At 66.3% G+C, this 15,314-nt stretch carries 13 protein-coding genes; 10 read left to right on the top strand and 3 right to left on the bottom strand.

The genetic code is table 11. The features are described 5' to 3' along the window. The first annotated feature begins 2 nt into the window (after positions 1-2). The 4 genes from glgX to BW949_RS08490 all read left to right on the top strand — a co-directional run bounded on the left by glgX (position 3) and on the right by BW949_RS08490 (position 5,040). Positions 3-2,039 (top strand): glycogen debranching protein GlgX, encoded by a 2,037-nt coding sequence (glgX, locus tag BW949_RS08505; RefSeq protein WP_076365452.1) that lies wholly within the window; start codon positions 3-5, stop codon positions 2,037-2,039. Positions 2,040-2,052: 13 nt separating this feature from the next. Then, positions 2,053-3,678 carry an alpha-D-glucose phosphate-specific phosphoglucomutase gene (locus BW949_RS08500; RefSeq protein WP_076365106.1) on the top strand — a complete coding sequence of 542 codons (1,626 nt, stop codon included), beginning with the start codon at positions 2,053-2,055 and terminating at the stop codon, positions 3,676-3,678. 47 nt (positions 3,679-3,725) lie between these two features. After that, positions 3,726-4,139: a hypothetical protein gene (locus BW949_RS08495; protein WP_076365104.1), complete on the top strand. Its 414-nt coding sequence runs from the start codon at positions 3,726-3,728 to the stop codon at positions 4,137-4,139. Positions 4,140-4,242: 103 nt separating this feature from the next. Beyond that, positions 4,243-5,040, top strand: a complete 798-nt coding sequence (locus tag BW949_RS08490; protein WP_076365102.1) for a sulfotransferase family protein — start codon at positions 4,243-4,245, stop codon at positions 5,038-5,040. A 163-nt stretch (positions 5,041-5,203) separates the two neighbouring features. Here the strand turns inward: BW949_RS08490 and BW949_RS08485 are convergent, their stop codons facing one another. The 3 genes from BW949_RS08485 to cbbR all read right to left on the bottom strand — a co-directional run bounded on the left by BW949_RS08485 (position 5,204) and on the right by cbbR (position 7,764). Further along, a complete protein-coding gene (locus BW949_RS08485) occupies positions 5,204-6,178 on the bottom strand; it encodes a quinone oxidoreductase family protein (RefSeq protein ID WP_076365100.1) in 975 nt (324 codons plus the stop codon). A gap of 12 nt (positions 6,179-6,190) precedes the next feature. Continuing rightward, positions 6,191-6,601, bottom strand: a complete 411-nt coding sequence (locus tag BW949_RS08480) for a carboxymuconolactone decarboxylase family protein (protein ID WP_076365098.1) — start codon at positions 6,599-6,601, stop codon at positions 6,191-6,193. A 182-nt stretch (positions 6,602-6,783) separates the two neighbouring features. Further along, entirely contained in the window at positions 6,784-7,764 is a 981-nt protein-coding gene (cbbR, locus tag BW949_RS08475) for a LysR family regulator CbbR (RefSeq protein ID WP_076365096.1), read from the bottom strand. A 168-nt stretch (positions 7,765-7,932) separates the two neighbouring features. Between cbbR and BW949_RS08470 the strand changes: the two genes are divergently transcribed. From BW949_RS08470 to BW949_RS08445, 6 genes are read left to right on the top strand one after another with little or no spacing between them, the layout of a single operon-like run. Further along, complete coding sequence (locus tag BW949_RS08470; protein WP_076365094.1) at positions 7,933-8,931, top strand: class 1 fructose-bisphosphatase; 999 nt, start codon at positions 7,933-7,935, stop codon at positions 8,929-8,931. A 15-nt stretch (positions 8,932-8,946) separates the two neighbouring features. Continuing rightward, positions 8,947-9,819, top strand: a complete 873-nt coding sequence (locus tag BW949_RS08465; RefSeq protein WP_076365092.1) for a phosphoribulokinase — start codon at positions 8,947-8,949, stop codon at positions 9,817-9,819. A 13-nt stretch (positions 9,820-9,832) separates the two neighbouring features. Then, entirely contained in the window at positions 9,833-11,800 is a 1,968-nt protein-coding gene (gene tkt / locus BW949_RS08460) for a transketolase (protein ID WP_235816250.1), read from the top strand. 19 nt (positions 11,801-11,819) lie between these two features. After that, positions 11,820-12,821, top strand: a complete 1,002-nt coding sequence (gap, locus tag BW949_RS08455; RefSeq protein ID WP_076365088.1) for a type I glyceraldehyde-3-phosphate dehydrogenase — start codon at positions 11,820-11,822, stop codon at positions 12,819-12,821. Between the two features lie 15 nt (positions 12,822-12,836). Beyond that, positions 12,837-13,901 (top strand): class II fructose-bisphosphate aldolase, encoded by a 1,065-nt coding sequence (fba, locus tag BW949_RS08450; RefSeq protein WP_076365086.1) that lies wholly within the window; start codon positions 12,837-12,839, stop codon positions 13,899-13,901. Between the two features lie 18 nt (positions 13,902-13,919). Then, positions 13,920-15,296, top strand: a complete 1,377-nt coding sequence (locus tag BW949_RS08445) for a ribulose-bisphosphate carboxylase (RefSeq protein WP_076365084.1) — start codon at positions 13,920-13,922, stop codon at positions 15,294-15,296. Positions 15,297-15,314: the final 18 nt, after the last annotated feature.

The raw sequence follows: 15,314 nt of genomic DNA, 5'->3' as shown, positions 1-15,314 counted from the left end.
ACCTGACGATCCGGCCTGGAAACCCGCATGAGCTGGGCGCACATTTCACCGGCGAAGGCGTTAATTTCGCAGTGTTTTCCGCCCATGCCGAGCGGGTCGAGCTGTGTCTTTTCGACACCACCGAGACGCGGCTGACCCTGCCCGAACGTGACGGCGACATTTGGCATGGCTTCGTGCCCGGATTGATGCCCGGCACGCGCTATGGCTTTCGTGTGCACGGCCCCTATGCCCCCGAGGCCGGGCATCGCTTCAACCCCGCCAAGCTGCTGATCGACCCCTATGCGCGCCAGCTTTCGGGGCGGCTGGTCTGGCATGATGCGCTGATGGGCTATCGGATGGGGGATGCGCAGGCGGACCTGAGCTTCGATCCCCGCGACAGCGCGCCCTATGTGCCCAAATCCGTGGTCTGTGCGCCGATGCCCGCGGCGCCGCGCACGGGGCCGGGCCACCCTTGGGCCGACACGGTGATCTACGAGGCGCATGTGAAGGGCTTGAGCGCGCGTCATCCGGGCATCGCGCCCGAGCTGCGCGGCACCTATCTGGGCATCTCCTCCGAACCGATCCTGGCGCATCTGACCCGTCTGGGCGTGACCGCGGTCGAGCTGCTGCCCGTCCATGCCTTTCTTGACGACCGCTTTCTGGTCCGTCAGGGGCTGGTCAATTACTGGGGCTATCAGAGCATCGGCTTCTTTGTCCCCGAGCCGCGCTATCTGGCGCAGGGCGGATTGTGGGAATTCCGCGCCATGGTCGAGCGGTTCCACGCCGCCGGGATCGAGGTGATCCTGGATGTGGTCTTCAACCATTCGGGCGAGGCCGACGAGCGCGGCCCCACGATCCTGTTCCGCGGGCTCGACAACGCCAGTTATTACCGGCTGCGCGACGGGCGCCATTACATCAACGACACCGGCACCGGCAACACGCTCGATCTCAGCCATCCGATGGTGCAGCGGATGGTGATGGACAGCCTGCGCTACTGGGTGCGGGTGATGGGGGTGGACGGGTTCCGCTTTGACCTGGCCACGACGCTGGCCCGCGGCAAGCGCGGCGCCTTCTCGCCCCATGCGGCCTTTCTGGCGGCGCTGCGTCAGGATCCGGTTCTGGCCCGCGTCAAGCTGATCGCCGAGCCCTGGGACGTGGGGCCGGGGGGCTATCGGCTGGGGGGGTTCCCGCATCCGCTGGCCGAATGGAACGACCGCTTCCGCGACGGGATGCGGCGGTTCTGGCGTGGCGACGGCGACCGGGCGGAACTGGCGCGGCGCGTGGCCGGCAGTGCCGAGGTCTTCGACCATCCCGGACGCGCGGCGACCTCGTCGATCAATCTGCTGACCGCGCATGACGGCTTCACGCTGGAAGATGTGGTCAGCTATTCCCGCAAGCACAATGCCGCCAATGGCGAGGACAACCGCGACGGCCATTCCGAGAATTTTTCCGACAATTTCGGCACCGAAGGCCCCGATCCGGCGCTGAAGCCCGCCCGCGACGCCCGCAAGCGCGCGATGCTCGCGGCGCTGATGTTCTCGCAAGGCACGCCGATGCTGCTGGCGGGTGACGAGATGGGCCACAGCCAGGGCGGCAACAACAACGCCTATGCCCAGGACAACGAAACGACCTGGATCGACTGGGAGGCGGCCGATCCCGCGCTGGTCGAATTCGTCGCGCGGGTGGTGGCGTTGCGTCGGCGCCACCCGGTGCTGGGGCAGCGGTGGTATCTGCATGCCCGGCTGCGGCCTGACGGGCAGCGCGACGTGATCTGGCGCCTGCCCGACGGGCGCGAGCCGCATGGCGCGGATTGGCACGACCCCGAAGGCCACATGCTGGCCGTCGAGATCCGCGGCGCGGCCGAAGCCCCCGAGGATCTGCCCGGCGCAGCCTTCCTGATCTTCAACGCCGGCCGCGCGGCCGCGCGTCAGGTGATGCCCGAGGGCACTTGGCGCCTGGCGCTCGACACCGCCACCCCCGACGCCCCCGAGCGCGCTCATGCCGCGCCCGATACCCTTGTGGCCGCGCAATCGGTTCAGCTATTCATTTCCGAGCACTAGGAAAGGACGCGCCATGACCCGCACGCCCACGACCCCCTTCGAGGGGCAGAAACCCGGCACCTCGGGCCTGCGCAAGAAGACCCGCGTCTTCATGCAGCCGAATTATCTGGAGAATTTCGTTCAGGCCACCTTCGATGCCGTGGGGGGCGTTTCCGGCAAGACGCTGGTCCTGGGCGGCGACGGGCGCTATTTCGGCCGCGAGGCAGCTGCGATCATCGCGCGCATGGCCGCGGCCAATGGCGCGGCGCGGCTGATCGTGGGGCAGGGCGGCTGGCTGTCGACGCCCGCGGCCTCGAACCTGATCCGCCAGCGCAAGGCCGACGGCGGGATCATCCTCTCGGCCAGCCACAACCCCGGCGGCCCGGACGAGGATTTCGGCGTCAAATACAACATGGCCAATGGCGGCCCCGCCCCGGAAGCCGTGACGGCGGCGATCCACGCCCGCAGCCAGGAAATCGACGGCTATCTGATCCTCGAGGGCGGTGCGCCCGATCTTGAGACGCAGGGCACCGCCGATCTGGGCGGCATGGCGATCGAGGTGGTGGACCCGGTCGCGGCCTATGCCGATCTGATGGAGACGCTCTTCGATTTCGACGCGATCCGCGGCCTGTTCGCATCGGGCTTCCGCATGCGGATGGATTCGATGAACGCGATCACCGGCCCCTATGCGGTCGAGCTGCTCGAGCGCCGGCTGGGCGCGCCCGCGGGCACCGTGGTCCATGCCACCCCGCTGCCCGATTTCGGCGGCATGCATCCCGACCCGAACCCGACCTGGGCGCATGAGCTGATGGCCGAGATGATGGGCCCCGCGGCGCCCGATTTCGGCGCGGCCTCGGATGGTGATGGCGATCGCAACATGATCCTGGGGCGCGGCGTCTATGTCAGCCCTTCGGACAGCCTGGCGGTTCTGGCGGCCAATGCCCATCTCTGCCCCGGCTATGCGGGAGGGCTGAAGGGGGTGGCGCGCTCGATGCCGACCTCGGCTGCGGTCGACCGCGTGGCCGAAGCGCGCGGCATCGAATGCCACGAGACGCCCACCGGCTGGAAGTTCTTCGGCAACCTGATGGATGCCGGCCGCGTCAGCCTGTGTGGCGAGGAAAGCTTTGGCACCGGCTCGGACCATGTGCGCGAGAAGGACGGGCTCTGGGCGGTGCTGATGTGGCTTAACATCCTGGCGGTGCGCGGCCAGTCGGTGGCCGAGATCATGGCCGATCACTGGGAGGAATACGGCCGCAATTATTACTCGCGCCACGATTACGAATGCCTGCCCAATGACATCGCCGACCTGATGCTGAGCATCCTGCGCGGCGAGCTGTCGGGCCTGCCGGGGCGCGCGGAGGCCGGGCTGGTGGTCGCTGCCGCCGACGAATTCGCTTATACCGATCCGATTGACGGGTCGGTGTCGCAGGGGCAGGGGTTCCGCATCCTCTTCGAGGGCGGTTCGCGCGTGGTGTTGCGGCTGTCGGGGACGGGCACCGAAGGCGCCACCTTGCGCGTCTATTACGAACGCTACGCGCCGGGCCCCGAGGGTCTGGACCGCGACCCGCAGGAGGCCCTGTCCGACCTGATCCGCGCCACCGAGGCGATCGTGGGCATCGAGGGCTTCACTGGCCGCGAAGACCCCGACGTGATAACCTGAGGCCGTCGCCCGTGGGGGCGGCTGCTGCGGGTGCAGGAGGATCGCAGATGGGCATTCCGCGTCGGTCGCTGGCCGTGGTGCTGGCGGGTCTTCTGGCAGCGCCCGCGGCGGCGCAGCCTGCGTGCAGCTATCACGCCTGGATCGGTCCGGACGATCTCTACAATTCCCGCGGAATGCGCCTGGAGCAGCCTTGGCAGGTGCTGCGCCAGGACCGGGCCAATTCCCACAAGGGCCTCCGCCAGCGGGGCGATGAATGGGAGGGCTGCTTTGCAACCCCCGAAGCCCGCGCCGAGCTGGAACGCCACCTGCGCCGCATCGACTGGTATCCCCCCGAAGCTGCGGCCATTGTCGGCGGCGGTGTCCTGGTCGAGCTAATGCCACATCCGCTGCCAAATATCCCGTTTCAGAGGGCTTTCAGCGGCTCTGGAAGCTGGCGGCGCTGCGCGGTTTGGCCTATCTAGGAGTCAATCGACGTACCAAGCGCCCGCGGTGGCGATGAGGTCCAGCGCCGCCCTCTGCGTGAACACGAGACGCGAACACAAGAGAAGACAAGAGAAGAGATGCATGTCTGACAACAGCCAGAACACCCACGCTCAGAATCCGGTCGTCTTCGTGGGGGGCGCGCCGCGCTCCGGCACGACGGTGACCCATGCGCTGCTGTGTACCTCGGCCAAGGCGAATGATTATTGCCCCGAGGTGTCGTTCCTGCGTCCCATCGTCAATGCCTATGCGGTGGGGATGCAGAACTGGGATGACCATACCAATGCCTTCTTCCGCACCCACGAGGATTTCCGCCAGCACATGTTGGGACATGTCCAGCATTCGCTGGCGCTGATTTCGAAGGTGATGGGCAATCCGCAGGTGCTGACGGTCAAGGATCCGCTGATGACGCCGCTCTTCTACTGGCTGCACCGTCTCATGGGCCCGAAGGCGCGTTTCGTGACCGTGGTGCGCAACCCCAAGGATGTGGTGCGCTCGCGCCAGGAGGTGCTGCGCAAGATGGGGCGGCCGTTCACCCCCGCGGCCGCGCGCGCGATCGCGTCGGAATACATGCAGAGCTATGCCCATCTCAATGTCGACGTGCTGCGTGAGGCGGTCTTTGCGCTGCGCTATGACGATCTGACCAACGAGGGCGTGCTGGCGCAGCTGCGCGCCTTCACAGGACTGGACGATATCGACGTGAACAACGTCTGGGCCGAACAGAATACCGATACGACGGTCGTGGCCAGCAATCCGTGGTTCTCGCCCAAGTATCACCAGCCGATCAACATGGAAAAGCGTCTCAGCCCGCTGGCGCCCGAATTCGCCGATGTGGTGGCCGAAGTCTGCGCGCCGCTGATGCAGCGCTTTGGCTGGTCCTGAACAGGGCAGGACATCACCGGGACTGGTGCGCGCGCTCCGAAAGGGGCGCGCATTTTCTTTTTAAATCAAAGGAGCACGCGCGATTTTTCAGGAAAACGGGGGACAGTGAGCGCCCCCCGTTTTACCCATGTTTCTGTCCGATAATCTGTATTATGTAAACGAGCTAGGGCAGCAGGACGGTCGAGCCGCTGGTTTCGCGGGCCTCCAGCGCGACGTGGGCCTGACCCACCTCCGCCAGTGCAAAGCTCTGACCGATCTCGATCTTGAGCCGCCCCGAGGCGATCAGCGAGAACATGTCCGCCGAGGCCTTGAGCAACCAGTCGCGGTTGCGCGAATGGTGAAACAGCGTCGGGCGCGTCAGCCGCAGCGAGGCGCGCGCCAGATGGCTGATGCGGAATTCCTCGCACATCCCCGAGGATTGGCCAAAGGCGACCAGCGTGCCGAAGGTCTGCAAGACCTCGAGCGATTGCAGCAGCGTGTCCTTGCCCACGGAATCATAGACCGCCGCAACGCCGCGGCCCTCGGTCAGCTCCATCACCTCGCGCACGAAATCCTGTGCCCGGTAGTCGATGACATGGGCATAGCCGTGTTCGGCCGCCAGCGCGCATTTGGCCGACCCGCCCGCCGTGCCCAGCGCCTTGACCCCGCGGGCCGAGAGCCATTGCCCGGCCAGCAGGCCGACGCCCCCGGCTGCGGCATGGAAAAGGACGGTTTCACCGGGGCTTGCCGGGTAAGAATGATGTATCAGGTAATGCGTGGTCAGCCCCTTGAGCATGACCGCCGCAGCAATGTCATCGGTGATCACATCGGGCAACGGCACGGCCTGTTCGGCCGGCAAGGTCCGGTGGCTGGCATAGGCGCCGCCGGGGAATGTATAGGCCACGCGCTGGCCGATCGTCAGGTGCTCGACGCCCTCGCCCAGCGCCTCGATCACGCCGGCGCCCTCGGAGCCGGTGACCAGATCCCGTGCGACCGGCCAGGGATAGGTGCCGGTGCGGAAATAGACGTCGATGAAGTTGAGCCCGATCGCGGTCTGGCGGATCATCACCTCGCCGGGGCCGGGTTCGGGCGGCGCGATCTCGACACGCCGGAAATTCTCGACGCCCCCCGGCGCCGCGAGCATCATTGCGTAAGCCATCTTGTCCCCGCCTCAGTCTTCTTGTGCCATCTCGAAGGCCGCATCCACCGGAACGCGTAACCCGTTGAGAAGCATGTTGGTCTTGCCGGCCGATCCGACCACGCGGAAGAAATCGGCCTGTTCCGCGGCGCTCATGCCCCTGGCCCGCGCGGCGGCCAGGTGGCTATGGGTGCAATAATCGCAGCCATTGGCAATGGAAACAGCTGCATAGAGCATTTCCTTCACCTTGGGGTCCAGCGCCGAAGGCGTGGCCATCACCGATTTGACCTCGGCCCAGGTGGTTTCCAGAAGGCCGGGATCAAAGGCCAGATAACGCCAGACATTGTTGATGAAGTCGGTCCCGCGCGTGGCGCGGATATCGTCGAACACCGCCTTGACCCGAGGATCGGCCTCGGGGTCGGCGGGGGCTGTGACGGTGGCCATGAGACCTGTCCTCCCTGTTCCTGGGGCCCGGTTCTTCCGTCCGGGTGTGGGTCCGGGCGCCCTGCCCGGCTGCCGCTCTGGGGCGGTCGTGCGGCGAAGTCTTGCACCGCAGCCGCGCCGGGTCAATTGCGCCTGCGCAGGCCCCCGGGCGTTGGCGGGCCGCGGGACGTCAGGGGGCTGCGTCACTCGGCCGGGGCTGACGGGTCGGCTGCCAGCATCGCCGCGGCCAGCCCCGGCGCCGCGATCCGCGGCAGGAAGCTGCCGTTGAGGGCGCGGATCGCCTCGGCCAGGCGCAGCGCAACGGGCCGTGGCGCCTCGACATCGGGGCGCACCAGGAACCAGTGGCGCACCACCGGCAGGCCCGGCGCGGAAAACTGGATCAGCCGCCCCGCGCCCAATTCCTCGACCACCGTGTGCAGCGACACGAAGGCCACGCCAAGGCCCGCCATCACCGCCTGCTTGATCGGTTCGTTGCCGTCCATCACGATCGTCTCGACGGCGCGGCCGGGGGCGACCCGATCGAGCCAGCGCCCCATCAGGATGCGTGTTCCCGAACCGTCCTCGCGCGCAAGGAAGGTCTGCGCCAGCAACGCGTCGCGGCCGATATAGCTTTCGCCGGCCAGCGGATGGTCGGGGGCGGCGATGATCCCGTGGGGATGCGGCCCCAAGAGGTCGGCCACCACCGCCGGGCGCCGCGGCGGGCGGCCCATGATCGCCAGGTCGAAGGCGCCGCGTTCAAGCCCGGCGATGATCGCCTCGCGGTTGCCGATGCGCAGCACGACATCGATCCCCGGACACGAATCCTGAAGCTGTTTCATCAGGCGCGGCGCATAATATTGCGCCGTCGAGACCACCCCCAGCAGCACGCGGCCCGCCCGCCCTTTTTCCAAAGCGCCCAGATCGGAGGCAATCTGCGACAAAGCGTCATCAATTTTGACCGCTGCGGCGCGCACGACCATGCCGGCCTCGGTCAGTTCCGAGCGCCCGTTTGCTGCGCTGCGGCGAAGAACGCGCGTGCCGCAGGCGGCCTCGAGCCCCTTTATCTGTGCGTGAATGGCCGGGGTGGTCAGGCCCAATGCTGCACCCGCAGCCGAGAGCGACCCCTCGCGGGCGACGGCGGTAAGGGCACGGATCTGCTTGAGGGTGAGGGCGTCGGTCCGCATGGATTTCAGAATTTTTGAATACGAGTTCACGCTATTCGAATTCAATTCGCTCAACAAGCCGTTAATGGTGCCGCCAGCCGCATGGTCCGGATGGCGCGACCGCCCTACCGGACCCGTTCGCCGGCCCAAGCCGAAACCCGGATGGCGCCGGGCCAACAGGAGGAAACGATGTCACTGGATCTGACGGGCCTGTCCCTGCCCCCTGCCCTTGGCGATGTTATGACCCGCCTGGCGCGGGTCGGCGTCGATCTGGCGCGCACCATTGCCCGCAACGGGATCGACATGAACCTGGCCGAAGCCCGCGGCGTCAACATGGGGGGCGACGGCCAGAAGGCGCTGGACGTGATTGCCGACGAGGCCTTCATGGAGGCGCTTGCGGGGTCGGAGGTGCGGTATTACGCCTCCGAGGAGCAGGACGAGGTGGTCGCGCTCAACGACACCGGCAGCCTGGCGCTGGCCATCGACCCGCTGGACGGGTCGTCCAACATCGACGTGAACGTGTCGATCGGCACGATCTTCTCGATCTTCCCGTCGCTCGAGGATCCGAACGAAAGCTTCCTGCGTCAGGGCACCGAACAGCTGGCCGGCGGCTATATCATCTACGGGCCGCAATGCTGCCTGGTGTGCACCTTCGGCGATGGCGTGGTGATGTGGGTGCTTGACCCCGACACCCACAGCTTCCGCCGCGTGGCCGCGCCGCAGGCGATCCCCGAGGACACGACCGAATATGCGATCAACGCCTCGAACTATCGCCATTGGCCGCATCCCGTGCGCGCCTTCATCGACGATTGCGTCGCCGGGGCCGAGGGGCCGCGCGGCAAGAATTTCAACATGCGCTGGGTCGCCTCGCTGGTGGCCGAGACGCATCGCATCCTGACCCGCGGCGGCATCTTCCTCTATCCGGGCGATGACCGGAAGGGCTATGCCCGCGGTCGTCTGCGCCATGTCTACGAATGCGCCCCCATCGCGTTTCTGGTGACGCAGGCGGGCGGCGGGGCCACGGATGGCGCCGAGCCGATCCTCGAGGCCCTGCCCGACGCGCTCCATGCGCGCACGCCCTTCGTCTTCGGCTCGGCGTCGAAGGTTGCCCGCGTCGTCGCCTATCACGACCTGCCCGAGGAAGAGACCTCGGCGCTGTTCAATACCCGCGGCCTGTTCCGGAGCTGAGGGAGGGAGGAACCCATGAGCAAGAAACACCCGATCATCTCGGTCACCGGCTCGTCCGGCGCCGGCACGTCCACGGTCAAGCACACCTTCGACCAGATCTTCCGCCGCGAAGGCGTCAACGCCGTCTCGATCGAGGGCGACGCCTTCCACCGCTACAACCGCGCCGACATGAAGGCCGAGCTGGACCGGCGCTATGCCGAGGGCGACTATACCTTCAGCCATTTCTCCTATGAGGCCAATGACCTCAAGGAACTGGAAAACGTCTTCCGCGAATATGGCGAGACCGGCAAGGGCCGCACCCGCCATTATGTCCACGACGCCCGCGAGGCCGAGAAATACGGCGTCCCGCCCGGCCATTTCACCCAATGGACCCCGTTCGAGGATGACACCGATCTGCTGTTCTACGAGGGGCTGCACGGCTCGGTCGTGAACGACGAGGTGAACCTGGCAGCGCTGGCCGATCTCAAGATCGGGGTGGTGCCGGTCATCAACCTCGAATGGATCCAGAAGATCCACCGCGACCGCGCCACCCGCGGCTATTCGACCGAAGCCGTCACCGACGTGATCTTGCGCCGCATGCATGCCTATGTGCATTGCATCACGCCCCAGTTCACGCGCACCGACATCAACTTCCAGCGGGTGCCGGTGGTCGATACCTCGAACCCGTTCGTGGCGCGCTGGATCCCCACCGCCGACGAAAGCCTGGTGGTGATCCGCTTCAAGAACCCGCGCGGCATCGACTTTGCCTATCTGACCAACATGATCGCCGGTTCCTGGATGAGCCGCGCCAATTCGATCGTCGTTCCGGGCGGCAAGCTCGACCTGGCCATGCAATTGATCCTGACCCCGCTGATCGAGCGGCTGGTCCGGGACAGCAAGCGCGCGTGAGGAAACCATGCAGATGAACGTGACCCCGAACGAGAAACTGATGGCCAATGCCATCCGCGCCCTGGCGATGGATGCGGTGCAAAAGGCCAATTCCGGGCACCCCGGCATGCCGATGGGCATGGCCGATGTGGCGACGGTGCTGTTCAACCGCTTCATGCGGATCGACCCGGCGGCGCCGAAATGGGCCGACCGTGACCGCTTCATCCTGTCGGCCGGCCATGGCTCGATGCTGATCTATGCGATCAACCATCTTCTGGGCTATGCCGATATGGACATGGACCAGATCCGCGCCTTCCGCCAGATGGGTGCGCGCACCGCCGGCCACCCCGAATACGGCCATGCCGAGGGCATCGAGATGACGACCGGCCCGCTGGGTCAGGGCATCGCCACCTCGGTGGGTTTCGCGCTGGCCGAACGTCTGGCCAATGCCCGCTTCGGCGACGATCTGGTCGATCACTACACCTATGTGATCGCCGGGGACGGCTGCCTGATGGAAGGCATCAGCCACGAGGCGATCGACATGGCCGGCCACATGAAGCTGGGCCGGCTGATCGTGATGTGGGACGACAACAAGATCACCATCGACGGCGACACCGAGGTGGCCACCTCGACCGACCAGATGGCGCGCTTTGCGGCCTCGGGCTGGCATGTGCAGGCCTGCGACGGCCACGACCCCGAAGCCATCGCCGCCGCGATCGAGGCCGCGCGTCAGGATCCGCGCCCCTCGATGATCGCCTGCCGCACCATCATCGGCTTTGGCGCACCCAACAAGCAGGGCGGCCATGACGTGCACGGGGCGCCGCTGGGCGCCGAGGAGATCGCCGCCGCGCGCGCCTTCCTGGGCTGGACCTGGGAACCCTTCGAGATCCCGGCCGAGGTCTATGAGGGCTGGCACGCCATCGCCCGGCGCGGCGCCGAGGCGCATGCCCATTGGCAGGGCCGCCTGGCCGCCAGCCCCCATCGCGCCGAATTCGAGGCCGCCCAGGACGGCGCCGTGCCCGCGCTTGGCCCCGCGATCGAGGCCTACAAGGCCAAGCTGTCGGCCGAGGCGCCCAAGGTCGCCACCCGCAAGGCCAGCCAGATGGCGCTTGATGTCGTCAACGCGGCCGTGCCCACCAGCATCGGCGGTTCGGCCGACCTGACCGGCTCGAACCTGACGAAATCCAAGGGCATGAAATCGGTCACGGCCGATGATTTCTCGGGCAATTACATCCACTACGGCGTGCGCGAACACGGCATGGCCGCGGCGATGAACGGGATCGCGCTGCATGGCGGCTTCAAGCCCTATGGCGGCACCTTCTTCGTCTTCTCGGATTACTGCCGGCCCTCGATCCGCCTGGCCGCGCTGATGGGCGTGCCCGCCATCTACGTGATGACGCACGATTCGATCGGCCTGGGCGAGGATGGCCCGACCCACCAGCCGGTCGAGCATCTGGCCGTCAGCCGCGCCATCCCGAACCTGTCGGTGATCCGTCCCGCCGATGCGGTCGAGACCGCCGAGGCCTGGGAAATGGCGATGACCTCGCGCACGACGCCCACGATGCTGGTGCTGTCGCGCCAGAACCTGCCGACGCTGCGCACCGCGCATACCTCCGAGAACCTGACCGCCAAGGGCGCCTATCTGATGCGCGACCCCGAAGGCCGGCAGATCACGCTGATCGCCACAGGCTCCGAGGTCGAGATCGCCATGAAGGCCGCGGACATGCTGTCGGCCGAGGGGATCGAGGCCGCCGTCGTCTCGGCGCCCTGTTTCGAGGCCTTTGCCGCGCAACCCGAGGATTATCGCGCCGCGGTTCTGGGCGATGGACCCAGGATCGGCATCGAAGCGGCCCTGCGCATGGGCTGGGATGCCTTCCTCGGGCGGGAAGACGGCTTTATAGGGATGACGGGCTTCGGGGCTTCGGCGCCCGCGCCCGCGCTCTATGCGCATTTCAACATCACCGCCGAGGCCGTCGTGGCCAAGGCGAAAGCCATGATCTGACGAGGGGAAGAGAGAGAAAATGACCGTTAAAGTTGCCATCAACGGCTTTGGTCGCATCGGCCGCAACGTGCTGCGCGCCATCGTGGAATCGGGCCGCACCGATATCGAGGTCGTCGCCATCAACGATCTCGGCCCGGTCGAGACCAACGCCCACCTGCTGCGTTACGACAGCGTGCACGGCCGCTTCCCCGCCACCGTCACCGTCTCGGGCGACACGATCGACGTCGGCCGCGGCCCGATCAAGGTGACCGCGATCCGCGATCCCAAGGAGCTGCCCTGGGGCGACGTGGATATCGCCATGGAATGCACCGGCATCTTCACCGCCCGCGACAAGGCCGCGCTGCATCTCGAGAACGGCTCGAAGCGTGTGCTGGTCTCGGCCCCGGCCGACGGCGCCGACAAGACCATCGTCTTCGGCGTCAACCACGAGACCCTGACCGCCGCCGACATGGTCGTGTCGAACGCGTCGTGCACCACCAACTGCCTGTCGCCGGTGGCCAAGGCGCTCAATGACGCCATCGGCATCACCAAGGGCTTCATGACCACGATCCACAGCTACACCGGCGACCAGCCGACGCTGGACACGATGCACAAGGATCTCTACCGCGCCCGCGCTGCCGGCCTGAGCATGATCCCGACCTCGACCGGGGCCGCCAAGGCCGTGGGTCTGGTGCTGCCCGAACTCAAGGGCAAGCTCGACGGTGTGGCCATCCGTGTGCCGACCCCGAACGTGTCGGTCGTGGATCTGGTCTTCGAAGCCGCCCGCGACACCACGGTCGAGGAAGTCAACGCCGCCATCCGCGCCGCCGCCGACGGCCCGATGAAAGGCATCCTGGGCTACACCGACGAGAAGCTGGTGTCCTCGGACTTCAACCACGATCCGCATTCGTCGATCTTCCACATGGATCAGACCAAGGTCATGGAAGGCCGCATGGTCCGCATCCTGACCTGGTATGACAACGAATGGGGCTTCTCGAACCGCATGGCGGATACCGCCGTCGCGCTTGGCAAACTGATCTGATCGGGAGACCCGGACATGGCTCTTATCACGCTGCGACAGCTGCTGGATCACGCCGCCGAGAACGACTACGGCGTGCCGGCGTTCAACATCAACAACATGGAGCAGGGCCTGGCGATCATGGAGGCCGCCAAGGCCTGTGACGCGCCGGTCATCATCCAGGCGAGCCGGGGTGCGCGCCAGTATGCCAACGACATCATGCTGGCCAAGATGATCGAGGCGCTGGCCCAGATCTATCCCGACATCCCGCTGTGCATGCATCAGGACCACGGCAACAACGAAGCCACCTGCATGTCGGCGATCCGTCACGGCTTCACCTCGGTGATGATGGACGGCTCGCTCGAGGCGGATGCCAAGACCCCCGCCTCCTATGAATACAACGTCGACATCACCCGTCGCGTGGCGGAGATGGCGCATTGGGTGGGCGCGTCGGTCGAAGGCGAGCTGGGCGTTCTGGGCAGCCTCGAGACCGGCGAGGGCGAAGCCGAGGACGGCCACGGCGCTGTCGGCAAGCTTGACCACAGCCAGCTTCTGACCGATCCCGACCAGGCGGTCGATTTCGTCAAGAAGACCAAGGTGGACGCGCTGGCCATCGCCTGCGGCACCTCGCATGGCGCCTACAAGTTCACCCGCAAGCCCGACGGCGAGATCCTGGCCATGTCGGTGATCGAGCAGATCCACAAGAAGCTGCCCGACACCCACCTGGTCATGCATGGCTCGTCGTCCGTGCCGCAGGAGCTTCAGGACATCATCAACGCCTATGGCGGCGGCATGCCCCAGACCTTCGGCGTGCCGGTCGAGGAAATCGTGCGCGGCATCAAGATGGGTGTGCGCAAGGTCAACATCGACACCGATTGCCGGATGGCCATGACCGGCCAGTTCCGCAAGATCGCGCAGGAGAACCCCAAGGAGTTCGACCCGCGCAAGTTCCTCAAGCCCGCCATGGAAGCCATGCGCGATCTGTGCAAGCAACGCCTCGAGGCCTTTGGCACCGCCGGCAACGCAAGCAAGATCAAGGTCATCGCACAAGACGAGATGGCCAAGCGTTACGCTTCGGGCGCGCTTGATCCGAAAGTCGCCTGATCGAAAGGGAGTAAGATCATGGACCAGTCCAATCGCTACGCGCGGCTCGACCTGAACGAGGACGAGCTGATGGCCGGGGGCAAGCATGTCCTTGTCGCCTATATCATGAAGCCCAAGGCCGGGTATGGCTTCCTCGAGACGGCGGCGCATTTCGCGGCCGAAAGCTCGACGGGCACCAACGTGGAAGTGTCGACCACCGACGACTTCACGCGCGGCGTGGATGCGCTGGTCTATGACATCGACGAGTCCACCGGGTTGATGAAGATCGCCTACCCGGTGGAGCTCTTCGATCGCAACATCATCGACGGCCGCGCCATGCTGGTGTCGTTCCTGACGCTGTGCATCGGCAACAACCAGGGCATGGGCGACGTCGAATACGCCAAGATGCACGACTTCTGGGTGCCGCCGGCGTTCCTGCGTCTGTTCGACGGTCCGGCGATGAACATCGCCGACATGTGGCGCGTGCTGGGCCGTCCGGTCACTGACGGCGGCATGGTGGTCGGCACGATCATCAAGCCCAAGCTGGGCCTGCGTCCCAAGCCCTTCGCCGATGCCTGCTATGACTTCTGGCTGGGCGGCGACTTCATCAAGAACGACGAACCCCAGGGCAACCAGGTCTTCGCGCCGCTGAAGGAGACGATCCGTCTGGTCGCCGACGCGATGAAGCGCGCCCAGGACGAGACCGGCCAGGCCAAGCTGTTCTCGGCCAACATCACCGCCGACGATCATTACGAGATGCTCGCCCGTGGCGAATACATCCTCGAGACCTTTGGCGAGAACGCCGATCACGTCGCCTTCCTGGTGGATGGCTATGTGGCCGGTCCGGCGGCCATCACCACCTGCCGCCGCGCCTTCCCGCGCCAGTTCCTGCACTATCACCGTGCCGGCCACGGGGCGGTGACCTCGCCGCAGTCGATGCGCGGCTACACCGCCTTCGTGCTGTCGAAGATGTCGCGCCTGCAAGGGGCGTCGGGCATCCACACCGGCACGATGGGCTTTGGCAAGATGGAAGGCGAGGCCGCCGACAAGATCATGGCCTACATGCTGACCGACGACGCCGCGATGGGCCCCTATTTCCATCAGGAATGGCAGGGCATGAAGGCCACCACCCCGATCATCTCGGGCGGCATGAACGCGCTGCGTCTGCCGGGCTTCTTCGACAACCTGGGCCATTCCAACGTGATCCAGACCTCGGGGGGCGGTGCCTTCGGGCATGTCGACGGCGGCACCGCGGGGGCGACCTCGCTGCGTCAGGCCGAGCAATGCTGGCGCGAAGGCGCGGATCCGATCGAATTCGCCAAGTCGCACCGTGAATTCGCCCGCGCCTTCGAGAGCTTCCCGCAAGATGCCGACAAGCTCTATCCGGGCTGGCGCGAGGCGCTCGGCGTCGCCTGAGCCGCGGCCGCAGTCCCA

Source organism: Phaeovulum vinaykumarii (genome assembly GCF_900156695.1).
GTDB classification, from domain to species: domain Bacteria; phylum Pseudomonadota; class Alphaproteobacteria; order Rhodobacterales; family Rhodobacteraceae; genus Bieblia_A; species Bieblia_A vinaykumarii.
Note: the sequence above shows the minus strand (reverse complement) of the source record. Positions and strands in the feature narration are given on the sequence as shown.

Coding starts and splice junctions, on each gene's coding strand:
- BW949_RS08445 (WP_076365084.1), top strand. CDS start 13,920: ATGGACCAGTCCAATCGCTACGCGCGGCTCGACCTGAACGAGGACGAG.
- tkt (WP_235816250.1), top strand. CDS start 9,833: ATGAACGTGACCCCGAACGAGAAACTGATGGCCAATGCCATCCGCGCC.
- fba (WP_076365086.1), top strand. CDS start 12,837: ATGGCTCTTATCACGCTGCGACAGCTGCTGGATCACGCCGCCGAGAAC.
- BW949_RS08500 (WP_076365106.1), top strand. CDS start 2,053: ATGACCCGCACGCCCACGACCCCCTTCGAGGGGCAGAAACCCGGCACC.
- BW949_RS08490 (WP_076365102.1), top strand. CDS start 4,243: ATGTCTGACAACAGCCAGAACACCCACGCTCAGAATCCGGTCGTCTTC.
- BW949_RS08485 (WP_076365100.1), bottom strand. CDS start 6,178: ATGGCTTACGCAATGATGCTCGCGGCGCCGGGGGGCGTCGAGAATTTC.
- gap (WP_076365088.1), top strand. CDS start 11,820: ATGACCGTTAAAGTTGCCATCAACGGCTTTGGTCGCATCGGCCGCAAC.
- cbbR (WP_076365096.1), bottom strand. CDS start 7,764: ATGCGGACCGACGCCCTCACCCTCAAGCAGATCCGTGCCCTTACCGCC.
- BW949_RS08495 (WP_076365104.1), top strand. CDS start 3,726: ATGGGCATTCCGCGTCGGTCGCTGGCCGTGGTGCTGGCGGGTCTTCTG.
- BW949_RS08465 (WP_076365092.1), top strand. CDS start 8,947: ATGAGCAAGAAACACCCGATCATCTCGGTCACCGGCTCGTCCGGCGCC.
- BW949_RS08480 (WP_076365098.1), bottom strand. CDS start 6,601: ATGGCCACCGTCACAGCCCCCGCCGACCCCGAGGCCGATCCTCGGGTC.
- BW949_RS08470 (WP_076365094.1), top strand. CDS start 7,933: ATGTCACTGGATCTGACGGGCCTGTCCCTGCCCCCTGCCCTTGGCGAT.